This is a genomic window from Usitatibacter rugosus (assembly GCF_013003965.1).
GTDB classification, from domain to species: domain Bacteria; phylum Pseudomonadota; class Gammaproteobacteria; order Burkholderiales; family Usitatibacteraceae; genus Usitatibacter; species Usitatibacter rugosus.
In genome coordinates this window covers 2,242,083-2,262,029 of record NZ_CP053069.1, presented here as the reverse complement: position 1 = coordinate 2,262,029, position 19,947 = coordinate 2,242,083, and the positions used below count along the sequence as shown (strand labels likewise).

Sequence of the window (19,947 nt, the reverse complement as noted above, 5' to 3'; positions counted from 1 at the left end):
GAAGAATCAGAGGGGAAGGACGAAGCGGTACTTGACGAGGACGTCGTCGGCAACGGTTTCGGTGTCGGCCCATTGCTTCTCGCCGATCTTGAACTGCAGGCGTTTCAGCGTGAACTGGCCTTCGACGGTGCGCGTGGTTCCGGCGTCGTTGAGCGTGAACGACGTCGTGATGTTCTGGGTGATGCCCTTGATGGTGAGCGCGCCCGCGGCCTCGAACTTGTTCGGGCCCGCGGCCTTCACCGAGGACACGGTGAACTTGCCCTTGGGGAACTGCGGCACGTTGAACCACAGCGGACGCTTGGCCTCGGTCTCGCCTTCCGTGGTCCCCATGTCGATGGAGCCCAGGTCCACCTCGAACTCGGCCTTCGTGGCCTCGGGCTTCTTCGGGTCGAAGTCCACGGTGCCGTCGAGGGTCTTGAACTTGCCTTCGACGGGGACGTTCATCTGCTTCGACACGAAGCGGATGTAGCTCTTCGAGGCATCGATCTTCTTCGGCGCGGCGAGAGCCGGGAGCGCGAAGAGCGCGGCAACGAGCAGGAGGGCGATTCGTTTCATGGCGTGGGAGGCAGGACCGTAGGAGTTGGGGCGGGAGGGCGGGGCTTCAGGAACGGCAGCATGCGGGTGAGGACATCGTCGCGGTCGATGACGTGGTGCTTCACGGCGGCCGCGGCGTGGAGAGCGATCAGTCCACCTAACGCATAGACCGTGGAGCGGTGCACCACCTTGAGAACATCGGCCAGCTCGCGATCCTTCCCGAGGAGATCGGGAATCGGCAGGACACCGAAGTAGACGGTCTGGAAACCGCCGGCGGAGCTGAAGAGCCAGCCCGTCAATGGCCCTGCGAAGAATAGGACATAGAGCAGGATGTGCGAGGCATGCGCGGCACGGCTCTCCCACACGGGCATGTGCGCGGGCAGGGGCGGCGCGGGATGCTTCAGCCGCCACAGCAGGCGCGCCGCGGCCAGCACGAAGATCGTCACGCCCGTCCACTTGTGCCAGGAGTAGTACTTGAGCTTCGCCGGCGAGAACTCCAGCGAGACCATGTACAGGCCCCACGCAAGGTTGCCGAGGATGAGGACGGCGGCGATCCAGTGCAGCGCGATCGCCGTGCGGGTGTAGCGCTCGGTATAGTTCATGGAGGCGTCGATTCTACCAAGGGGCCGTGACATGGCAGCCAAGCGCATCGAAAAGGACACCTTCGGACCCATCGAGGTCCCGGACGAGCGGCTGTGGGGCGCGCAGACGCAACGCTCCGTCGAGCACTTCAAGATCTCCGGCGAACGCATGCCGGACGAGCTGGTACGGGCCCTCGTGCAGGTGAAGCGTGCCTGCGCCCGGGTCAATCGCGACCTCGGCACGCTGACACCCGACAAGGCCGACGCGATCATGGCCGCGGCCGACGAGGTGCTCGCGGGCAAGTGGCCCGGCGAGTTTCCCCTGGTCGTGTGGCAGACCGGTTCCGGCACGCAGACCAACATGAACGCGAACGAGGTCCTCGCCAACCGCGCGAGCGAGCTCCTGGGCGGCCCGCGTGGCGAAGGCCGCCTCGTGCATCCGAATGACGACGTGAACCGCGGCCAATCGTCCAACGACATCTTCCCGACCGCGATGAACGTCGCCGCGGTCACGGCGCTTCGCGAGCGCGTCATCCCCTCGCTCGAAGCGCTGCGCGGAACGTTCGCGAAGAAGTCGGAGGCCTTCCGCGACGTGGTGAAGATCGGCCGCACGCATTTGCAGGACGCCACGCCGCTCACGCTCGGGCAGGAGATGTCGGGCTACAAGGCGCAGCTCGCGCACGCCGTGGGACACCTGCGCGACGCGCTGCCGCATTGCTGCGAGCTCGCAGTAGGTGGCACCGCGGTGGGCACGGGGCTCAACACGCATCGCGAGTTCGGCGAGCGCGTCGCCGCGGAGCTCGCGAGCGCCACCGGCCATCCCTTCGTCTCGGCGCCGGACAAGTTCGAGGCCCTCGCCGCGCACGACGCCCTGGTGAACGCGCACGGCGCGCTGAAAGGGGCGGCGGCCTCGCTCATGAAGATCGCCAACGACGTTCGCCTCCTCGCAAGTGGTCCGCGCTCGGGTTTCGGCGAGATCCTCATTCCGGAAAACGAGCCCGGCAGCTCGATCATGCCGGGCAAGGTGAATCCCACGCAGGCCGAGGCGCTCACCATGGCGTGCTGCCAGGTGATGGGCAACGACGTCGCGGTGAACTTCGGCGGCGCGCAGGGGCACCTCGAGCTGAACGTGTTCAAGCCCGTGATCGCCTATGCGTTCCTGCAGAGCACGCGGCTCGTCGCCGATGCGTCGGCCAGCTTCGACGAGCATTGCGCGCGCGGCATCGAGCCCAACCACGAGCGCATCCGCACGCTGGTGGCGGGCTCGCTCATGCTCGTGACGGCACTGGCGCCGCACATCGGCTACGACAAGGCGGCGGAGATCGCGAAGAAGGCCCACAAGGAAGGCACGGGCCTGCGCGAGGCGGCACTGGCGCTCGGCCACGTGACGGCCGAGCAATTCGACGGCTGGGTGAAGCCCGAGGCGATGACCCGCCCCGGCTAGGACACCGCCCGGAACTAGCCGGGCGCGATGCGAACGTGGCGAGAGCCGGTACGCGCCTGGCCGTTCACCACGATGCAGGCACCCTGCACGACGCGGGCGATGCCGTCCGCATACGCGCAGGCATCGTCCTCGTCGCCGAACGTCGCCAGCATGCGATCGCAGCCCCGCTCGCGGATTTCCCACAACCCCTCTCGCGAGAGGTCGACGTGGATCGCGAGCGGGGCCGCTCCTTCAGATGCGGCTGCGTTCATTTCTTGGTGGTCGGATTCAGCGGATCGCCCTTCGGCTGCCCGTCGGTCTTGCTCATCTCGCGCTCGAGGTACAGCGAGCGAGCCGACTGGCGGTCGTAGTAGCCCCGCTTGGTCGTGTCGTACGAGTCGTAGCGCTTGCCGTAGTAGTTCAGGTACTCGTCGCGCGTGACCTTGCCGTCGCCGTTGGCGTCGAGCGCCGTCCAGTAGCGGCCATAGGCAGGATCGTCGCCCGTGCCGGACAGGGGGTGGCCCGGGGCGCCCGGAGTGACCGGGGTCGCGACCGGCGTGTTGCCCGACGTGGACTTGCCGGTCTTGTCGGCCGACACCTGCGCAACAGCAGCGCCGGTCACGGCCAGGATCGCCACGGCAAGCGCGGCGCTAAGGGGTTTCATCGTCTTCATGGGTCTCTCTCCGGTGGTTTTAGCTGCAACCGCGCAGCAGGTAGATGAGGAACAGGATGGGAATCGGCACGCCCAGCAGCCACAGCAGGATGTAGCCGGCCTTGCCGGCCTGCGTGCGCTGCATCGCGTCCGCGGTCTTCTGCGACAGGAAGAAGGGCTTGATCATTTTTTACTTCTTCACCGTCGTGTCGGTGGTCGTGGTGGTCGTGGTGCTCGGCGGCGGCGTCGAGGACGGGGGCGGCGTCGTGGTCGTGGTCGACGACGTGGTGGTCGACGAATCCGTCGGCGAGGCCGGCGTGGTGGTGGTCGTCGACGACTGCGTGGTGCTCGCGGTCGAGGTCGGCGGCGCGCTGGTCGTCTCGCGCGTCGTGCTCGTGGTGCTGGTTTCCTTCGTGCACGCGGTCAGTACGGCGCTGGTGGCGAGGATGGCGAGGAAGATCTTCTTGCGTTCGAACGTCATGGTTTTTCTCCGGTCGTTGGGTGGGAAAGGATGTCGGGGGAAAAGCGTTATATGCGGCCCATCAGCAACAGCACGATGACGACGACGAGCACGAGGCCCAGAACGCCGCTCGGACCGTAGCCCCAGCTGGTGCTGTGCGGCCATGCGGGGACGGCGCCGACCAGCAGCAGCACGAGGATGATGAGAACGATCATTCCGATACTCATGGGGGTACTCCATTCGAGTTGACTTGAATGGACTACTGCAATGGCCGTGCCAACGCGCCCGTACAGAGGGGAAACCGCGAACCCTTCGTGGAGTCCGACGAACGGTGTTCCTGCGTTGCGGGAAAAAACTACCGACGCGAAACGTTGTCAGACCCCATGCCCCGCGCAGTCTCTGGCATGAGACGTGCAAGGGGTTTGCCTGACACTCCCTCGTTCCCCACGGAGCTTTTCAATGAATCGCGAGATCCTCGCCGGCAACTACCGGCAGCTGAAAGGGCTGGTCCTGCAGCAATGGGGCCGCATCACGGACGACGACTTCCGCGTGCTCGAAGGCCGCCAGGAATACTGGGCCGGCGAGATGATGGAAGCCCGCGGCATCGCGCTGGCGGATGCGCGCCGGCGTTCCAGCGCCCTTCGCATCGACACGTCCGCGCTTCGCTAGTCAGGCCTTCGCGGCACGCTCGCGGCGAATCGCCGCCGCGGGCTTGTCGTCGCGCAAGCTGCGAAACACGGCCTGGCGCACGATCCCTTCGCCCGTCCACTCGGCGAATTCCACCTCGGCCACCAGCTTGGGCTTCACCCAGTGCACGCCGCGGGCCTCGTAGCCCGTGGGCGGTTGCGCGAGGTCGATCTGCTTCGCCTCCAGCTTCGAGAGCCTCCCGTACACCGAGTCGAGCAGGCGCTGGTCGAAGCCCGTGCCGACCTTGCCCGCATAGCGCAATCCTTCCGGTCCGTTCACGCCAAGGAGCAGCGCTCCGAACCCCGAACGCGATCCGCGCGGCTCGGTGTAGCCGACGACGACGAACTCCTGGCGCTTCTTGCACTTCAGCTTGATCCACGCCTTCGAGCGGCCTGAAACGTACGCGCCGTCGCGCCGCTTTCCGATCAGGCCTTCCAGCTCCATGCGGCATGCCGCTTCGAGGAGCTCGCCGCCGGCGGCATCGAAGTCTTCGCTGAAACGCACCGAGGCCGGCGTCGTCTTCCTCTCGAGAAGCCGTCCGAGGCGAGCGCGGCGCTGTTCCAGGGCCACGTCGCGCAGGTCGAGACCGTCGTGGAAAGGAAGGTCGAACACGCGGTATTGGATCGGCGAGACGTGGCCTTCGTCGAACGCGTTCTGCAGGCGCTGGAAGCTCGGCACGCCCTTGTCGTCGAGGACGACGATCTCGCCGTCGATCCACGCCTCGCGCAGCTTCAGCTTCGCGAGGTCGCGGGCCAGCGGGCCGAGGCGGGCGGTCCAGTCGTTGCCGTTCCGCGTGAAGAGCCTCACGTCGGCCCCGGTCGCGCGCGCGAGGATGCGATAACCGTCCCACTTCATCTCGTAGCTCCAGCCGCTCGCGTCCGCGGGTGGGCGATCCACCAGCGTGGCGAGCTGCGGAGGGAGGAAAGCGGGAAGGGGAGAGCGGTGGGCTCCGGGCGGCGCGGGCATCTACGCCGCGCGACGCCGCGCCTGCGAAGCAGCAGGCTTCCGCGCAGCCGCCTTGCGGGCGGGCGTCTTGCGCACGGATGCCGCGGGAGCCTTGCGGCCCTTGTCACCCTTCTTCGCCAGGCTCTGCTTCAGCAGCTCCGTGAGGTCGATCACGTTCGAGGGCTTCTCCTCGGCTTCCTTCTCCGGCTTCATGACCTCCTCGGTCTTGCCCGCGGCGACCTTCTTCTTCACCAGCGCCATGATGTCGTCGTGGAACTTGTCGTGGTACTGGCCCGGCTCCCACTTCTCGCTCATATCCTTCAGCAGCTGCGTGGCCATCTTGATCTCGTTGTCACGCACGCCCGAGCTCTTCAAGCTCGCCGGCGGCACGTCGATGGCCTTGGCGTCGCGCATCTCGCTCGCCCAACGCAGCGTCATCATCACGAGGTGGTTGCCTTGCACGAGCACCGCGGCCAGGTGCTGCTTGGTCTGGAGCACCACGTAGGCGACGCCGACCTTGCCTTCCTTGCGCATCGTCTCGCGCAGCAACGCATAGACCTTGTCGCCGCGCGGACCCGGGGCGACGTAGTAGGGGGAGTCGAAGTACAGCGGGGAGATGCACTCCGCGTCCACGAACGCCACGATGTCGATCGTCTGCGTGGCCTTGGTGTTGGCCGACTTGATCTCGGCGTCGGACAGCACGACGTAGTGGCCGTCCTCGTACTCGAGGCCCTTCACGATCTGCTCCTTGGGCACTTCCTTGCCCGTCTCCTTGTTCACGCGCTTGTAGCCCACCGGGGCCATGTCGCGCTTGTCGAGCCAGTCGAAGCTGATGCCGTCGCGCGATGCGGCCGGGTAGATGGCCACGGGAACGTTCACGAGGCCGAAGCTGATGGCGCCTTTCCACAGGGGACGGGGCATGGGTCTTCCTTAACGTTGCGGTCGATGGGAATTTAGTCGCGCGGCGGGCGTCACAGGTTCCTCAGTGCCGCGCAAAGCACGCGGTCCGCGACCGGAGAGCCCCATGACCAAGGAACACATCCCGCACGTACCGCCGCCTTCCGACGGCCGCAGCCCGCCCAGCGAAGCGCGCCCGGACAAGGTCCACCGCGAGCGGCCGAAGGACCCGCCGCATGCACCGGTGGATCCGCGCTCGCATCCGCGCCACGCCACGCCGCAGCGCGGCCGGGCTAGCCGCCGCGCACTTCCTGGTAGACCTGGAGGCGGTTGTAGAGGGTCTTCAGGCAGATGCCCAGGGTCTTCGCGGTGCGTTCCTTGTCGCCGCGAAGCTGGGCCAGGGTCGCGAGGATCAAGTCGCGCTGCGCATCGGCGAGCGTCGTGCCCAGGGCGATGCTGAGGGCATTGCCCTCGACGCGCGTGGCGGCCCGCAGGCTCACTTCACCCGGAGCGATCTCCACCTCGTTGTCGGAAAGAATGTAGGCCCGCTCGATCGCGTTCTTGAGCTCGCGCACGTTGCCCGGCCACGGATAGGTGCGAAGGACGGCCAGCGAGCGCGTCGACAGCCGGCGATGCGAGCCGGACTCGGTGTTCAGCTTCGCGAGGAAATGGCGGGCGAGCAGCTCGATGTCGTCCTCGCGGTGGCGAAGCGGCGGGACTTCGATCGGGAAAACGCTCAGGCGATAAAGAAGGTCTTCGCGCAGGAGGCCACTGCGAACGGCCTGCTCGGGATCGCGATTGGTCGCGGCGAGCACGCGGACATCGACCGGGATATCGGCTTCGCCGCCCACGCGGCGGATGCGCCGCTCCTCGAGAGCGCGCAGCAGCACCGTCTGCATGGGCAGCGGCATCTCCGTGATCTCGTCCAGGAACAACGTGCCGCCGTGGGCGGTCTCGAAATAGCCGGCCGTGCGCTGGTGGGCGCCGGTGAAGCTGCCGCGCTCGTGGCCGAAGAGCTGCGCCTCGAGCAGGGACGCGGGAATGCCGCCGCAGTTGATCGCAACGAACGGAGCGCCGGCCCGGAGGCTGCGTTCCCAGACCGCACGCGCCACGAGCTCCTTGCCGGTCCCGCTTTCGCCCACGATGAGGACCGTGGCGTCGGTGGGTGCCACGTCGTCGATCTGTCGGCCCATCCGGATCATGGCGGCCGACTCGCCGACCAAGTCGTTCCTGCGGCTGCCTCGCCCTGTGCGGGGGGCGGGGACGGGACGGCGGGCAAGGAGGGGAAGGGAAGAAGGAAGGGTGGGCTCGTGAAGCATTGTTGGCTCTCCGGCAATTTTGTCTTTGCAATATCTATCCCGCGCGCGTGTAGGCCTGTCGGACTCGTCTGCTAAAAATGTAGGTGTTTCTCTGACAAACTTTCCGAAAGGAACGTTTTACGCTGGGGCGTCATCCATGGAAGCCAGGTCAGGAGAACCCGCCCATGCCCCACGCACTGATCGTCGAGGACGACGAAATCGCCCGTGAAGCGCTCGAGGAACTGGTCCGCGACGCGGGTTTCACCACCGCCACCGCCGGAACGCTCCGCGATGCCCGGATCCAGCTCACCCGCCAGCACCCCGACGTGGTCCTCATCGACCTCAAGCTGCCCGACGGCACGGGGATGGACCTCGTGGCCGACATCGAGGACCGGCGCGCCACGCAGGTGGTGCTCATTACCGGCTACGCCAGCGTCGAGACGGCCGTCGAGGCCCTTCGCCGCGGCGCGTCCGATTACCTCACGAAACCGATCAACCTCGAGCGCCTCAAGGCCGTGCTCTCGCGCGTGCCGAAATCCGGCGTGCTGAGGGCCGAGATCGGCAAGATGCGCGACGAGCTGCGCGACTCGGGACGATTCGGGCGCCTCGTGGGCCGTTCGCCCGCGATGCAGCGCGTCTATGACCAGCTCGCCCGCGTGGCCCCCACGGAGGCCACCGTGTTCCTCACCGGCGAGAGCGGTACCGGCAAGGAGCTGGTCGCGCGCACCGTGCACGAGCTTTCGCGCCGCCGCGAGCAGCCTTTCCTCGCCATCAACTGCGGCGCCATCTCGCCCAACCTGATCGAGAGCGAGATGTTCGGCCACGAGCGCGGCAGCTTCACCGGCGCCGACCGCATGCACCGCGGTTATTTCGAGCAGGCCAACGGCGGCACGCTGTTCCTGGACGAGATCACCGAGATGCCGCTGGAGCTCCAGGTCCGGCTGCTTCGCGTGCTCGAGACGCGGCAGCTCATGCGCATCGGAACGGCCCAGCCGATCGACATCGATGTGCGCATCGTCGCCGCCACCAACCGCGATCCCCGGATCGCGGTGCAGGCCGGCAAGCTTCGCGCGGACCTCTTCCACCGTTTGAATGTGTTCCCGATCGAGATCCCGCCGCTGCGCTCGCGCGACGGAGACGTGGGCCTCATCGCCCGCGCACTGGTCGAGGAGATCAACGCGGAGCAGGGCGCCCACCACACGATCTCGCCGCAGACCGTGGCCTTGCTCGAGAAGCACTCGTGGCCGGGCAACGTGCGCGAGCTTCGCAACTACATCCAGCGTCTGTCGATCCTCGGCCAGCTCGGCTCGTCGCAGCCCGAGCCCCTGGACGTGGAGCGGCCCTCCAACTCGGCCTCGCCCACGCCGTCGATCGTGCTGCCGCTGGGCACGCCGCTGTCGGCCGCCGATCGCCAGCTCATCGTCTCGACGCTGCAGTATTGCGGCGGCGACAAGAAGCGCGCCGCGGGCATGCTCGGCATCTGCGTGAAGACGCTCTACAACCGGCTCAAGGAATACGGTTCCGCCGCCGAGGCGCAGGGAATGCGATGAGCCGCACCCCGGAGCCGCAGGAGCCTTTCCCGCCGGAGAAGAAGCCGCCCTTATGGCCGGGCGAGCCTTCGCCGGAGAAGACGGGCGAGCGGCCGGTGCAGCCCGACATGCCGGAGAACGATCCGGGACGCTCGGGCATTCCACCCACGCGTTCCGCCGTCGGTGCCCCGGAACCGGTGCCGCCGTTGCCGCCCGGTGAAGATCCGGCTCCCGCTCCGCAGCCGACCGTTCCGCCCGATCCGCTGCATCCGCCCGGCGCGCCCGTCATCGAACCGCCGGGACCCAAGCCGCGCAGGCTCGGCGAGCGGGTAATGCCTACCGACGAACTGGATTTTTTTCTCTCGCGCGACGCGATTTCAACGCTCCGCTCCTCTCATCGGCGCTGGGCACGGATGTTGCGAAGCCATTGATGCGTCATCCGCTCCCGCCCCTCCCAATTCGCATACCGCGGGGAGGGGGCCCGGGGAGCGGTACCGGATTCGTGGGGTTGGGGGCTCGTCTGAGCCCCCTTTTTTTTCGTCCTAGCCGCCCGGCGCGCGCGCGTTCACCAGCTCGACCTGGCGAATGGGCCCGCCCTTGATCTGCTGCTCGCGCCGCAAGCGCTTCGGCGGCTCTTCCGCCGGCAGGGCTACCGGGCGTCCCAGCTTGGCGGAGCGGTAGAGCGCCTCGATGATCCGCACATCCCTCAGGCCTTCCTCGCCCGAGGCGATGGGATCGAAGTTGCCGCGGATGCAATCGGCGAAGTGGATCAGCATCGGCGCGAACTGGTCGCCCTTGCCGAAGCGCGTGACCTTGCGATGGTTGCCGCGGGAGAGCGTGAGCACCTTGTCGCTCGCGATCTCGTAGGCGTCGTCCAGCCGCAGGCGTCCCGTGGTTCCGAGCACCTCGAATTGGACCTGCGGATCGGTGGCGAAACCGCACGTGAACGAGGCGACGCGATCGCCGGGGAAACGCAGCACGCATGACGCGGCGGCTTCCACCTGCTTGAAGCGCGGATCCTTCGACCGCGACAGCGCCGCGTAGACCTCGATCGGCTCGTCCTGGAACACGTGGCGGGCCGCGTTGATGCAATACACGCCGATGTCGGGAATGGTGCCGCCGCCGAGGTCGCTCTCGAGGCGGATGTTGGGCGCCTTCACCGGATTGGAGAAGGTCGAGGTGAAAAGCCGCGGCTCGCCGATGTCGCCGCCGCGAACGATCTCGATCGCGGTCAGCGTCGCGGGCTCGAGCTGCAGGCGGTAGGCCGTCATCAGCTTCACGTTCGCGCGGTAGCAGGCCTGCACCATCGCTTTCGCGTCCAGCAGGCTGGTCGCCAGCGGTTTCTCGCACAGCACGTGGATGCCGGCGCGGGCAGCGCGCTCGGTGAAGTCGCGGTGCATCGTGTTCGGCAGCGCGATGTAGACCGCGTCGATCTCGCCGCTCGCGAGCAGCGCGTCGTACTTGTCGTAGGTGGCGAGCACCGGCGCGTCATAGCGCTTGCCGAGGACCTTCAGTTTCTTCGCGTCGGCCGATACGAGCGCCGTCACCACCGCATCGCCCTTCGCCTGGCGGAAGGCCGGGAGGACCGAAGCCTGCGCGATGAATCCGAGACCCACCACCGCGAAACGAATGGGGTCGTGGCCCTGGGGACGCTCGCGGGCGGGCTTCTTCGGGACGTTCTTTACTGCCATGTTTCTCTCCTGGACGTCGCGGCTGCAAAAAGACCGCAAGCATACGTCCTCCGGCCGCCTCGAACCATCTCGCCTGTCGGAGGGGTCCTACAGCGGGCGACGGGACCCACTTCTATACTCGATCGACGAAACGAGCCGGCGCGCACGCCGCATATCCACCTCGATGACAACAAGAACCCTCGACGACGCCGAAGGGTCGGGCTCCGGCCGTGACCCGCGCCGGCTGGCGCTCCTCCCGCCCGGTCCGCTCGCCGGCTTCATCGCCGCCGGCGTCGCGGTCCTGCTGATCGCGCTCGTTTCCTATCGCACCCTCGAGAGCCGTGCCGCGGCGGTCGCGCGCGTCACGCAGACGCTCGAGACACTCGAGCGTTTGCAGACCGTCCTCTCGACCCTGAAGGATGCGGAGACGGGCCAGCGCGGCTACCTCCTCACGGGCGAGGAGTCGTACCTGGAGCCTTACCTTTCCGCCAGGTCGCGCATCGCCAGCGAGGTCGAGAACCTCCGCAAGCTCGTGGGACAGGACAGCGCGCAGGCCACGCGGGTCGACTCGATCGGCCAGCTCGCGGCGGCGAAGATCGAGGAGCTCGGCCAAACCGTGGCGTTGCGTCGGGCCGGCAAGGCCGAGGAGGCCATGTCCGTGGTCCGCAGCGATCGCGGCAAGGTCACCATGGATCGCCTGCGCCAGGTGGCGGGCGACTTCGAGAACGCCGAGCGGTCCGCTTTCGTCGAGCGCCGCGCGACCTGGGAGGACGCGACCAATTTCTCGGTCGTCTTCACCTTCGCCGGTTCGGCGGTGCTCTTCGTGCTGATTTTCGCGGCGGCCGTGATGGCCTCCCGCGACTACCGCGCGCGCGAACGCCAGGTCTGGGTGCGTAACGGCGTGGCCGGTCTCGCCCAGCGCGTGCAGGGCGAGCAGCGGCTGGAGTCGCTCGGCGAGACGGTCCTGGATTACCTCGGCCGATATCTCGACGCGCGCGTCGGCGCCATCTACCTGCAGGAGGAGAGCGGCCTGTTCCGTCGCTTCGCCGGCTACGCGTTACCCAGCGAGATCGAAGCCGAGCCGACGCGCCCCGCGGATGGATTGCTGGCGCAAGCCGCCTCCGAGGGCCGGGCGTTGGCGATCCGCGATGTCCCGCAAGGCTATCTTCGCATCGCCTCTGCCGTCGGCAGCTCGGCCCCGCGGCAGCTGCTGATCGTCCCCGCGATCGTCGATGGCGCCGTGCAGGGCGCGATCGAGCTGGGCTTCTTCCGCGCCGTCGACCGCGACGACGAGGACCTCGTCGGGCGAGCCGGAGAGATCCTCGCCATCGCCGTGCGCACGTCGAAGGAACGCGAGGCGCGCGAAGCGCTGCTCGAGGAGACGCAACGGCAAGCCGAAGAGCTGCAGGCGCAGCAGGAAGAGCTCCGCGTCTCCAACGAGGAGCTGGAAGAACAGGGCCGCGCACTCAAGGAATCCTCGGCGCAGCTCGAGTCCCAGCAGGCGGAGCTCGCGCAGACGAACCAGCAGCTGGAGGAGCAGGCCCACTTGCTCGAAGGCCGCAACGACGACCTCATGCGGGTCCAGTCGACGCTGGCGGAGAAGGCGAGCGAGCTGGAGCGCGTGAACCAGTACAAGAGCGAGTTCCTGGCGAACATGAGCCACGAGCTGCGCACACCGCTCAACTCCACGCTGATCCTGGCGAAGCTCCTCGCCGACAACGTCGGCGGCAACCTCTCCGTCGAGCAGGTGAAGTTCGCGCAGACCATCTCCTCGGCGAGCAACGACCTGCTGGCGCTCATCAACGACATCCTCGACCTCTCGAAGATCGAGGCCGGCCGCCTCGAGGTGCAGCCCGAGACGGTGGCGCTGAAGCCGGCTCTGGAAGCGATGCTCCGCACGGTCGCCCCGGTGGCACGCGAGAAGGGCCTCACGCTCGACCTGGCGCTCGAGCCGGGCGCGCCCGCGTCGATGGAGACCGACGCGCAGCGCCTCGGCCAGATTCTTCGCAATCTGTTGTCGAACGCGCTCAAATTCACCGAGAAGGGCGAAGTGAGCCTGCGGGTGTTCGCGCCGGTGCCCGACCGCATCGCCTTCGCCGTGCGCGACACCGGGATCGGCATTCCCGAGGCGCAGCAGCACATCATCTTCGAGGCCTTCCGCCAGGCCGACGGCAGCACGCACCGGAAGTACGGCGGCACGGGCCTGGGCCTGTCCATCTCGCGGGACCTCGCGCGCCTGCTGGGCGGCGACATCTCCGTTTCGAGCACGGCGGGCGAAGGCAGCGTCTTCACGCTCACGCTGCCGTCGAAATTCTCCGACGTCTCGCCCACGACACGCACCAGCTCGTCCCTCTCCGGCACGCAGCCCGTGCCCGACGCGCCCGCCGTGCCCCGCAGCCCAGCGATGGCGAAGGAGGACCCGATCGCCGTTCGCGGCCACATCGAGGACGACCGCGACGGCCTGCAGCCGCGCGAGCGCCACATCCTCGTCGTGGAGGACGATCCCAATTTCGCCGCGATCCTGCGCGACCTCGCGCACGAGCTCGGCTTCAAGTGCGTCGCGGCCGGCACGGCGGAAGAGGGCCTCGCCGCGGCGATGCGCTTCATCCCCAGCGCGATCGTGCTCGACATGAACCTGCCGGACCATTCCGGGCTCGGCGTGCTGGACCAGCTCAAGCACACCTCGTCGACCCGCCACATTCCCGTGCACGTGGTCTCGGTCGCCGACTACACGCGGGCGGCGATGGAGCGGGGCGCGGTCGGCTATGCGCTGAAGCCCGTGAAGCGCGAGCAACTCGAGGCAACCCTTCGAAGCCTCGAGGAGCGGATCTCCAAGAGCCTGCGCCGTGTGCTGGTGGTGGAAGACGACACCCGCCAGCGTGACGCGATCATCCGCCTGCTGGCCGCCAGCGGCGTCGAGATCACGGGTGTGGACAGCGCCGCGGGCGCACTTGCCCACCTGCAGACGACGACGTACGACTGCATGGTGATGGACCTGAATCTCCCCGACTTGTCGGGCCACAAGCTGCTGGAGCGCATGGCCGAACAGGACGACGTGGCCTTCCCCCCGGTGATCGTCTATACCGGCGCCTCGCTCACCCGCGACCAGGAGCTGGAGCTGCGGCGCTTCTCGAAGTCGATCATCGTGAAGGACGCGCGCTCGCCCGAGCGGCTCCTGGACGAGGTCACGCTTTTCCTCCATCAAGTCGAATCGGAGCTGCCGCCGGAAAGCCAGCGGATGCTCAAGGCCGCGCGCGAGCGCGAAGCGGCGCTGGAAGGCCGCCGGGTCCTCGTGGTCGAGGACGACGTGCGCAACATCTTCGCGCTCTCCGCGGTGCTCGAGCCCAAGGGCGTGAAGATCGAGATCGCGCGCAACGGCCGCGAGGCGCTCGAAGCGCTGGAGCGCACCCGCGCCGCCGGTGCCGAAGCGATCGACCTCGTGCTGATGGACATCATGATGCCGGAGATGGACGGCATCACCGCGATGCGCGAGATCCGCAAGAGTCCCGAGTGGAAGAAGCTGCCCATCATCGCGCTCACCGCCAAGGCGATGAAGGACGACCGCGAGCGCTGCCTCGCCGCCGGGGCCAGCGACTACATCGCCAAGCCGCTCGACGTCGAGAAGCTCCTCTCCCTGGTGCGCGTGTGGATGCCCAAGTAGGATCGCCGCGCCCGGCCCGCGACCAGGACATCGAGATGACGCTGCTCATCGAGGCCGTGTATCTCAAGTACCACTACGACTTCCGCGGCTATGCCACGGCGTCGCTGCGCCGAAGGCTCGCCACCGCCGCCGATCGCTTCGGCTGCCGCAGCCTCACGCAGCTCCAGGACCGCCTGATCCACGAGCCGGGCATCTTCCCCGAGTTGCTGAACTACCTCACCGTGCAGGTGAGCGAGATGTTCCGCGACCCGGGCTACTTCAAGGTGCTGCGCGAGTCGGTGATGCCCCTGCTGCGCACGTATCCGTCGCTTCGCGTGTGGGTGGCCGGGTGCAGCAGCGGCGAGGAGGTCTACTCGCTCGCGATCCTGCTGCGCGAGGAAGGCCTGCTCGAGCGCACCACGATCTACGCGACCGACATCAACCCGCGTGCGCTCGAGCGCGCCGAAGCGGGCGTCTACGAGATCGACCGTATCCCGAAGTTCACCGAGAACCACCGCGACTCCGGCGCGCGAACCTCGCTCTCCGACTACTACACGGCCGGCTACGGCCGCGCGGTGTTCGACAAGTCGCTGCGCAAGAACATCGTCTTCTCCGACCACAGCCTCGCCACCGACAGCGTGTTCGCGGAAGTGCAGCTGGTCTCGTGCCGCAACGTGCTGATCTATTTCGACCGCAAGCTCCAGGACCGCGCCATCGGCCTGTTCCGCGAGGCGCTGGTCCGCCGGGGCGTGCTCGGCATCGGCTCGAAGGAATCGATCCGCTTCACGCACCACGCCGAAGCCTTCGAGCCTCTCTCGCGCGACCTGCGCGTGTACCAGAAGCGGGGCGACGCATGATGGCCGCGCGCACCGTCGATGCGATCGCCATCGGCGCCTCGGCGGGCGGCGTGGAGGCGCTCACGGCACTCCTGCCCGCATTGCCCGCGGATCTCTCCGCCGCGGTGCTCGTCGTGATCCACATCCCGCGCGACCGCCCGAGCGTGCTGGCCGAGCTCTTCGCGTCGCGCTGCAAGCTCGCGGTGCGCGAGGCGCAGGACAAGGAGCCGATCGAGGCCGGCACGATCTACTTCGCGCCCGCGGACTACCACCTGCTGGTCGAGCCGCAGCGCTACGTCTCGCTCTCGGTGGACGAGCCGGTGTGCTTCTCGCGCCCTTCGATCGACGTGCTCTTCGAGTCGGCGGCCCTGGTCTACGGACCCCGCCTCGCGGGCGTGGTGCTCACGGGCGCCAACGAGGACGGCGCCAACGGCCTCGCGGCGATCGCGCGCGCCGGCGGCGTCACCATCGTCCAGGACCCGGCGGGTGCGAAGATGCCGCTCATGCCCGCATCCGCCCTTCAACGAACGACGGCCGCCCACGTGCTGCCGCTCGAGCGGATCGGAGCGCAGCTCGCACGCCTGGGCGGCGGGACCGCCTCATGAATCGCATGGAACCGATGCCCCAGACGCTGCCCCGCCTGAAGTGCCTCGTGGTCGACGACCTCGACGAGAACCTGCTCGCGCTCTCCGCGCTGCTGCGCCGCGACGATGTCGAAGTCCTCACCGCCCGCTCCGGCCCCGAGGCGCTGGAGCTGTTGCTCGCGCACGACGTGGCGCTCGCCTTCCTCGACGTGCAGATGCCCGAGATGGACGGCTTCGAGCTGGCCGAGCTGATCCGCGGCAGCGAGCGCACGCGCGACGTGCCGCTCATCTTCGTGACCGCCGGCGGGCGCGATCCCTACCGCCTCTTCAAGGGCTACGAGAGCGGGGCGGTGGACTTCCTCTACAAGCCCATCGATCCGTTCATCCTGCGCAACAAGGCCGAGGTCTTCTTCGACCTGCATCGGCAAAAGCAGATGCTGCGCGAGGAGATTCGCGAGCGCACCGAGGCGCTGCGCTTCAACGAGATGTTCATGGCCGTGCTGTCGCACGACCTGCGCAACCCGCTCAGCGCGCTCCTCAATTCCGCGCACCTGCTGCAGATGGGCTCCAAGGAGCCGATGGTGCAGGAGACCGGGGCGCGCATGGTCGCGACGGGACGGCGCATGGGCCGGATGATCGAGGATCTCCTCGACATCACGAGAGCCCGCCTCGCTGGGGGCATCCCGGTGGCGCCCGTGGCCACCGATCTCGGCGCCATCGTCGAGCGCGTGGTGCATGAGCAACGCGCGCTCCATCCTTCCCGCTGCATCGACGTGCAGCGAAACGCGGACCTCTCCGGCCGCTGGGATCCGGAGCGCCTCTCGCAGGTGGCCTCGAACCTCATCGGCAACGCATTGCAGCACGGCACCGCGGGCGAACCCGTGCTCGTTCGCCTCGACGGCAGCGATCGTTCCGCCGTGACCCTCGCGGTGGAGAACGCCGGCGCCATCGATCCGACCATCCTTCCGCACGTCTTCGATCCCTTCCGCGGCGTCCAGCGCGAGGCGAAGCGCGGCGACGGGCTCGGGCTGGGGCTCTACATCGTTCGCGAGATCGTCGAAGCGCACGGCGGCACCGTCACCGCCCAGTCCAACGTCGAACGACGCACCACGTTCACCGCGCTGCTGCCCCGGACGGCACGGCGTTCTTCCGCCACGTAGGACCGGCGCGTTTTTTGCGAGTGTTGTCGCCATGACGCGACGGCATGCGCCCGCATTCCCATGAAGTCCACAAAATCAGGGAGTTATGCACATGCCTACGAGCGACCCGACAACCAGGGAGACGGCATTGAGTGACGTAGCGCGGCAGGAAGCCCACGTCAGCGAGCGATTCGACGGCGTGGCACGAGTGAGCTCCAAGGGACCGGTGGCGAGCCTTTCCACCCTCGACGATGCGACGGTGGAAGTCGCGGTCAACGGCTCCGTCCAGCGACTGCCGGTCGCGGCCGCGGCCCAGATCGCCTCGGCGATCAGCGCGGCGATCGACCACCTGCGCCACGAAAACCCGGACCTGCTGATGGCGCAGGCACCGACGGCCTCGGAGATCGAGTTCGCCTCCAAGGTGGTCGAGTGGGTGCGCATCCTCCAGGCCGAAGGACGGGCGATCGACACCATTTCCGATTCGGGCATCGAGCGCTCGATGCTGCTTCGCCGCCTTCGCAGCGGACGCACGCCGATGCGGGCGCCGCCGCCCACGTCGTTCGGCCAGCCCTGGTACGACGTGCTCGAGGCGGACAACACGCAGATCCACCTCGTCACCGCCGACGGCAAGCCCACCACGCTCGCGGAGCTGCTGGGCACGCTCGATGCCTCGGCGACGGCGCGCAACCAGTTCCTCGTGAAGATCAACGACTGCTACTGGAACGTGATCAAGACCGTGGAGTTCGGCAAGAAATACGTCGTGTCCTACCAGGGACACGCGCAGATGTTCGCGCTCGGCCAGGTGCCCGACGGGCGCTGGGCGCTGCGCAAGTACGACCCGCCGAAAGCCTGATGCTTCAGGCGGCGGCGCGCGGCGCCTCCGCCTTCTTGCGGGCGGCCGCTCGTAGCGACGCTTTCAGCACGTCCGCAAGCGGCTTCGCGCGGGCCTCGCGCTCGAGGCCCAGCACGCTCATCAGCAAGCCTTCGTCCTGCCGCAGCCCCGGGTAGCGACGGACCTTGCGGCGCGCGTTCAGCGCCTCCAGCCACAGCCGCGTGTCCATCACGGACGGGTGCACGTAGCTCTTCCGGCAGATGGTGGGCGTGTTGCCAAGGCACTTCGCCGCCGACTCGATCGCTTCCTTCAGCGAGGCGCGCGTCTCGGGACGCTCGGCGACGGCGAGGGCGTTCGCCACGAGCACGCTCGCCGTCCACGTGCGGAAGTCCTTCGCGCTCACGTCGTCGTCGCCCGAGATCTCCTGCAGGTACCCGTTGACGTCCGAGGACCCGATGTCGCGGACGGCGCCCGTGTCGTCGACGTACTGGAAGAGCTCCTGGCCGGGGAGGTCGCGCAGCTTTCTCACCAGCTTCGCGAGGCGCACGTCGTCCAGCGCCACGGCCTGGTTCTTCCCGCCCTTGCCGCGGAAGCTGAATGCCACGCGCGAGCCGTTCACCTTCACGTGCCGGCCGCGCAGCGTCGTGAGACCGTAGGAACCGTTGTCGCGTGCGTAGCGTTCGTTACCCACGCGAAGCGCGGTGCGGTCGAGCAGGCGCACGAGGGTCGCCAGCACCTTCTCGCGCGGAAGCCCCGGTAACCGCAGGTCCGAAGCGACACGCCGGCGAATCGACGGCAGCAGCTCGCCGAATGCCTTCAGGTGATCGTACTTGCCGGCCTCGCGCTCGGCGCGCCACATCGGGTGGTAACGGTACTGCTTGCGGCCGCGCGCGTCGTGGCCCACCGCCTGCAAGTGCCCGGATGCATCGCGGCAGATCCAGACGTCGGTCCACGCGGGCGGAATCGCGAGCGAGCGGATGCGCTCCAGCGTCCGCTCGTCGTGCACCGCCTTGCCGCGGGCGTTGCGATAGGCGAAGCCGTCGCCCTGCGCATGGCGCGAAAGTCCCGGCTCGCGATCGGTGGCATAGCGAAGCCCGCGCGTCGCGGCGAGCGGGCTCACGCGGACGGGGGTCGTGCGTGGATCATCGGCGTCTTCCGGACCGGCGGACGGCGGATCTCCTGCTTGCGGCTGAAAGCGGGCGGCGCCTCGCTCTCCTCGAGCGTGACCGGGTGGCCGGTGCGCGCCGATTCGTACAGCGCCTCGATCACGAGGAGGTCCTTCAGGCCTTCCTCGCCCGGCGCGATCGGCGTGCGGTCCGTCAGGACACAGTCCGAAAAATGCAGCAACTCGGCGGCGAACTGGTCGTTCTTCTTGAACGTGCGCGGGCGCTTCTTGCTGCCCTTGGCGACGGTGAGCGTCTTCTCGATCGCGATCTCGTAGGCCTGGTCGAGCTCGACGCGGCCTTTGGTGCCCACGACTTGAAATACCACTTCCTCGTCTGAGCCGAAGCTGCAGGTGAACGACGCGAGCCGGTCGCCGGGGAAGCGCAGCACGCACGCCGCGGATTCCTCGACCTCGTCGAAGCGCGGGTCGTTGCCGTGCACGGTGGCGGCGAAGACTTCGTAGGGCTCGGCTTCGAACAGATGGCGGGCGGCGTTGATGCAGTAGATGCCGATGTCGTAGAGCGTGCCGCCGCCCAGCTCGGCCGAGAGCCGGATGTTCGGCGCCTTCACCGGGTTGCCGAAGGTCGAGGTGAAGAAGCGCGGCTCGCCGATCTTGGTGCGCACCGCCTCGATGGCGGCCAGGTTCGCGGGCTCGAAGTGCAGCCGGTAGGCCGTCATCAGCTTCACCTTCGCCGCGGCGCAGGCCTCGATCATCGCGCGGCAATCGTCGCTGGTGGCCGCGAGCGGCTTCTCGCACAGCACGTGGATGCCGCGCTTCGCCGCGCGCTCGGTGTAGTCGCGATGCAGGGTATTGGGCAACGCGATATAGACGGCGTCGATCGCGCCGCTGTCCAGCAGCTCGTCGTACGCGGAGTAATCGATGCGCGTGGAAACCTGGTAGCGCTGGCCCAGCTTCGCGAGCTTCTTCGGGTCGTCCGAAACGAGGGCGGCCAGCACGGAATTGCGCTTGGCGTGCGCGAAGGCGGGCAGCACCGCCGATTGCGAGATGTAGCCGAGGCCCACGACCGCGTAGCGGACGGGACTGGTTTTCCATTGGGAAGCCATGCGATCTCCGG

General features: G+C 67.9%; 22 protein-coding genes. 9 read left to right on the top strand and 13 right to left on the bottom strand.

Features of this window, described 5'->3' with window-relative positions:
• Positions 1-6: 6 nt before the first annotated feature.
• Positions 7-555 carry a YceI family protein gene (locus DSM104443_RS10780; RefSeq protein ID WP_171092081.1) on the bottom strand — a complete coding sequence of 183 codons (549 nt, stop codon included), beginning with the start codon at positions 553-555 and terminating at the stop codon, positions 7-9.
• On the bottom strand, positions 552-1,136 hold the full coding sequence (locus DSM104443_RS10775; RefSeq protein WP_171092079.1) for a cytochrome b: 585 nt from the start codon (positions 1,134-1,136) through the stop codon (positions 552-554). Before DSM104443_RS10775 ends, DSM104443_RS10780 begins: the two co-directional genes overlap by 4 nt.
• A gap of 31 nt (positions 1,137-1,167) precedes the next feature.
• On the opposite strand from DSM104443_RS10775, the gene fumC reads away from it, so the two are divergent.
• Positions 1,168-2,559: a class II fumarate hydratase gene (gene fumC / locus DSM104443_RS10770; protein ID WP_171092077.1), complete on the top strand. Its 1,392-nt coding sequence runs from the start codon at positions 1,168-1,170 to the stop codon at positions 2,557-2,559.
• Between the two features lie 14 nt (positions 2,560-2,573).
• On the opposite strand, the gene DSM104443_RS10765 is transcribed toward fumC, so the two are convergent.
• The 5 genes from DSM104443_RS10765 to DSM104443_RS10745 are packed head-to-tail and all read right to left on the bottom strand — an operon-like array spanning position 2,574 to position 3,877.
• On the bottom strand, positions 2,574-2,810 hold the full coding sequence (locus DSM104443_RS10765) for a hypothetical protein (protein ID WP_171092075.1): 237 nt from the start codon (positions 2,808-2,810) through the stop codon (positions 2,574-2,576).
• Entirely contained in the window at positions 2,807-3,211 is a 405-nt protein-coding gene (locus DSM104443_RS10760; RefSeq protein WP_171092073.1) for a hypothetical protein, read from the bottom strand. Before DSM104443_RS10760 ends, DSM104443_RS10765 begins: the two co-directional genes overlap by 4 nt.
• A 19-nt stretch (positions 3,212-3,230) precedes the next feature.
• Positions 3,231-3,377, bottom strand: coding sequence for a hypothetical protein (locus DSM104443_RS10755; RefSeq protein ID WP_171088673.1), 147 nt, complete (start codon positions 3,375-3,377; stop codon positions 3,231-3,233).
• 3 nt (positions 3,378-3,380) lie between these two features.
• Positions 3,381-3,671 carry a hypothetical protein gene (locus DSM104443_RS10750; protein ID WP_171092071.1) on the bottom strand — a complete coding sequence of 97 codons (291 nt, stop codon included), beginning with the start codon at positions 3,669-3,671 and terminating at the stop codon, positions 3,381-3,383.
• Between the two features lie 47 nt (positions 3,672-3,718).
• Positions 3,719-3,877: a DUF3309 family protein gene (locus tag DSM104443_RS10745; protein ID WP_171092069.1), complete on the bottom strand. Its 159-nt coding sequence runs from the start codon at positions 3,875-3,877 to the stop codon at positions 3,719-3,721.
• Positions 3,878-4,109: 232 nt separating this feature from the next.
• Between DSM104443_RS10745 and DSM104443_RS10740 the strand changes: the two genes are divergently transcribed.
• A complete protein-coding gene (locus tag DSM104443_RS10740) occupies positions 4,110-4,319 on the top strand; it encodes a CsbD family protein (RefSeq protein WP_171092067.1) in 210 nt (69 codons plus the stop codon).
• Here DSM104443_RS10740 and ligD read toward each other — a convergent pair whose 3' ends face one another.
• From ligD to DSM104443_RS10725, 3 genes are all read right to left on the bottom strand, one after another.
• A complete protein-coding gene (gene ligD / locus DSM104443_RS10735) occupies positions 4,320-5,303 on the bottom strand; it encodes a non-homologous end-joining DNA ligase (protein WP_171092065.1) in 984 nt (327 codons plus the stop codon).
• Positions 5,304-6,203, bottom strand: a complete 900-nt coding sequence (gene ku / locus DSM104443_RS10730) for a non-homologous end joining protein Ku (RefSeq protein ID WP_171092063.1) — start codon at positions 6,201-6,203, stop codon at positions 5,304-5,306. It lies immediately after the preceding gene.
• Between the two features lie 269 nt (positions 6,204-6,472).
• A complete protein-coding gene (locus DSM104443_RS10725) occupies positions 6,473-7,372 on the bottom strand; it encodes a sigma-54 interaction domain-containing protein (protein ID WP_212757116.1) in 900 nt (299 codons plus the stop codon).
• Positions 7,373-7,662: 290 nt separating this feature from the next.
• Here DSM104443_RS10725 and DSM104443_RS10720 point away from each other — a divergent pair, with 290 nt between their 5' ends.
• Both DSM104443_RS10720 and DSM104443_RS22050 read left to right on the top strand, forming a co-directional pair.
• Positions 7,663-9,027: a sigma-54-dependent transcriptional regulator gene (locus DSM104443_RS10720; RefSeq protein ID WP_171092059.1), complete on the top strand. Its 1,365-nt coding sequence runs from the start codon at positions 7,663-7,665 to the stop codon at positions 9,025-9,027.
• Positions 9,024-9,437 carry a hypothetical protein gene (locus DSM104443_RS22050; RefSeq protein ID WP_171092057.1) on the top strand — a complete coding sequence of 138 codons (414 nt, stop codon included), beginning with the start codon at positions 9,024-9,026 and terminating at the stop codon, positions 9,435-9,437. The genes DSM104443_RS10720 and DSM104443_RS22050 overlap by 4 nt, the downstream gene beginning before the upstream one ends.
• 111 nt (positions 9,438-9,548) lie before the next feature.
• On the opposite strand, the gene DSM104443_RS10710 is transcribed toward DSM104443_RS22050, so the two are convergent.
• Entirely contained in the window at positions 9,549-10,697 is a 1,149-nt protein-coding gene (locus tag DSM104443_RS10710; RefSeq protein WP_171092055.1) for a Gfo/Idh/MocA family protein, read from the bottom strand.
• Positions 10,698-10,860: 163 nt separating this feature from the next.
• Here DSM104443_RS10710 and DSM104443_RS10705 point away from each other — a divergent pair, with 163 nt between their 5' ends.
• From DSM104443_RS10705 to DSM104443_RS10685, 5 genes are all read left to right on the top strand, one after another.
• The gene (locus tag DSM104443_RS10705; RefSeq protein ID WP_171092053.1) at positions 10,861-14,337 is read left to right on the top strand and encodes a response regulator; all 3,477 of its coding nucleotides are present in this window, start codon (positions 10,861-10,863) and stop codon (positions 14,335-14,337) included.
• The gene (locus DSM104443_RS10700) at positions 14,322-15,173 is read left to right on the top strand and encodes a CheR family methyltransferase (RefSeq protein WP_246232844.1); all 852 of its coding nucleotides are present in this window, start codon (positions 14,322-14,324) and stop codon (positions 15,171-15,173) included. Before DSM104443_RS10705 ends, DSM104443_RS10700 begins: the two co-directional genes overlap by 16 nt.
• The gene (locus DSM104443_RS10695; protein WP_171092051.1) at positions 15,170-15,757 is read left to right on the top strand and encodes a chemotaxis protein CheB; all 588 of its coding nucleotides are present in this window, start codon (positions 15,170-15,172) and stop codon (positions 15,755-15,757) included. The genes DSM104443_RS10700 and DSM104443_RS10695 overlap by 4 nt, the downstream gene beginning before the upstream one ends.
• Before the next feature lie 5 nt (positions 15,758-15,762).
• The gene (locus DSM104443_RS10690) at positions 15,763-16,896 is read left to right on the top strand and encodes a hybrid sensor histidine kinase/response regulator (RefSeq protein ID WP_212757114.1); all 1,134 of its coding nucleotides are present in this window, start codon (positions 15,763-15,765) and stop codon (positions 16,894-16,896) included.
• A gap of 127 nt (positions 16,897-17,023) precedes the next feature.
• Positions 17,024-17,728: a hypothetical protein gene (locus DSM104443_RS10685; RefSeq protein ID WP_171092048.1), complete on the top strand. Its 705-nt coding sequence runs from the start codon at positions 17,024-17,026 to the stop codon at positions 17,726-17,728.
• Positions 17,729-17,732: 4 nt separating this feature from the next.
• Here DSM104443_RS10685 and DSM104443_RS10680 read toward each other — a convergent pair whose 3' ends face one another.
• Both DSM104443_RS10680 and DSM104443_RS10675 read right to left on the bottom strand, forming a co-directional pair.
• Entirely contained in the window at positions 17,733-18,827 is a 1,095-nt protein-coding gene (locus DSM104443_RS10680) for a DNA topoisomerase IB (RefSeq protein WP_171092046.1), read from the bottom strand.
• A complete protein-coding gene (locus DSM104443_RS10675) occupies positions 18,824-19,936 on the bottom strand; it encodes a Gfo/Idh/MocA family protein (RefSeq protein WP_246232841.1) in 1,113 nt (370 codons plus the stop codon). Before DSM104443_RS10675 ends, DSM104443_RS10680 begins: the two co-directional genes overlap by 4 nt.
• Positions 19,937-19,947: the final 11 nt, after the last annotated feature.

Excerpts from the sequence above, each read along its gene's own strand:
- DSM104443_RS10780 (WP_171092081.1), bottom strand. The coding sequence starts at position 555 with ATGAAACGAATCGCCCTCCTGCTCGTTGCCGCGCTCTTCGCGCTCCCG.
- DSM104443_RS10775 (WP_171092079.1), bottom strand. The coding sequence starts at position 1,136 with ATGAACTATACCGAGCGCTACACCCGCACGGCGATCGCGCTGCACTGG.
- fumC (WP_171092077.1), top strand. The coding sequence starts at position 1,168 with ATGGCAGCCAAGCGCATCGAAAAGGACACCTTCGGACCCATCGAGGTC.
- DSM104443_RS10765 (WP_171092075.1), bottom strand. The coding sequence starts at position 2,810 with ATGAACGCAGCCGCATCTGAAGGAGCGGCCCCGCTCGCGATCCACGTC.
- DSM104443_RS10760 (WP_171092073.1), bottom strand. The coding sequence starts at position 3,211 with ATGAAGACGATGAAACCCCTTAGCGCCGCGCTTGCCGTGGCGATCCTG.
- DSM104443_RS10755 (WP_171088673.1), bottom strand. The coding sequence starts at position 3,377 with ATGATCAAGCCCTTCTTCCTGTCGCAGAAGACCGCGGACGCGATGCAG.
- DSM104443_RS10750 (WP_171092071.1), bottom strand. The coding sequence starts at position 3,671 with ATGACGTTCGAACGCAAGAAGATCTTCCTCGCCATCCTCGCCACCAGC.
- DSM104443_RS10745 (WP_171092069.1), bottom strand. The coding sequence starts at position 3,877 with ATGAGTATCGGAATGATCGTTCTCATCATCCTCGTGCTGCTGCTGGTC.
- DSM104443_RS10740 (WP_171092067.1), top strand. The coding sequence starts at position 4,110 with ATGAATCGCGAGATCCTCGCCGGCAACTACCGGCAGCTGAAAGGGCTG.
- ligD (WP_171092065.1), bottom strand. The coding sequence starts at position 5,303 with ATGCCCGCGCCGCCCGGAGCCCACCGCTCTCCCCTTCCCGCTTTCCTC.
- ku (WP_171092063.1), bottom strand. The coding sequence starts at position 6,203 with ATGCCCCGTCCCCTGTGGAAAGGCGCCATCAGCTTCGGCCTCGTGAAC.
- DSM104443_RS10725 (WP_212757116.1), bottom strand. The coding sequence starts at position 7,372 with ATGGGCCGACAGATCGACGACGTGGCACCCACCGACGCCACGGTCCTC.
- DSM104443_RS10720 (WP_171092059.1), top strand. The coding sequence starts at position 7,663 with ATGCCCCACGCACTGATCGTCGAGGACGACGAAATCGCCCGTGAAGCG.
- DSM104443_RS22050 (WP_171092057.1), top strand. The coding sequence starts at position 9,024 with ATGAGCCGCACCCCGGAGCCGCAGGAGCCTTTCCCGCCGGAGAAGAAG.
- DSM104443_RS10710 (WP_171092055.1), bottom strand. The coding sequence starts at position 10,697 with ATGGCAGTAAAGAACGTCCCGAAGAAGCCCGCCCGCGAGCGTCCCCAG.
- DSM104443_RS10705 (WP_171092053.1), top strand. The coding sequence starts at position 10,861 with ATGACAACAAGAACCCTCGACGACGCCGAAGGGTCGGGCTCCGGCCGT.
- DSM104443_RS10695 (WP_171092051.1), top strand. The coding sequence starts at position 15,170 with ATGATGGCCGCGCGCACCGTCGATGCGATCGCCATCGGCGCCTCGGCG.
- DSM104443_RS10690 (WP_212757114.1), top strand. The coding sequence starts at position 15,763 with ATGGAACCGATGCCCCAGACGCTGCCCCGCCTGAAGTGCCTCGTGGTC.
- DSM104443_RS10675 (WP_246232841.1), bottom strand. The coding sequence starts at position 19,936 with ATGGCTTCCCAATGGAAAACCAGTCCCGTCCGCTACGCGGTCGTGGGC.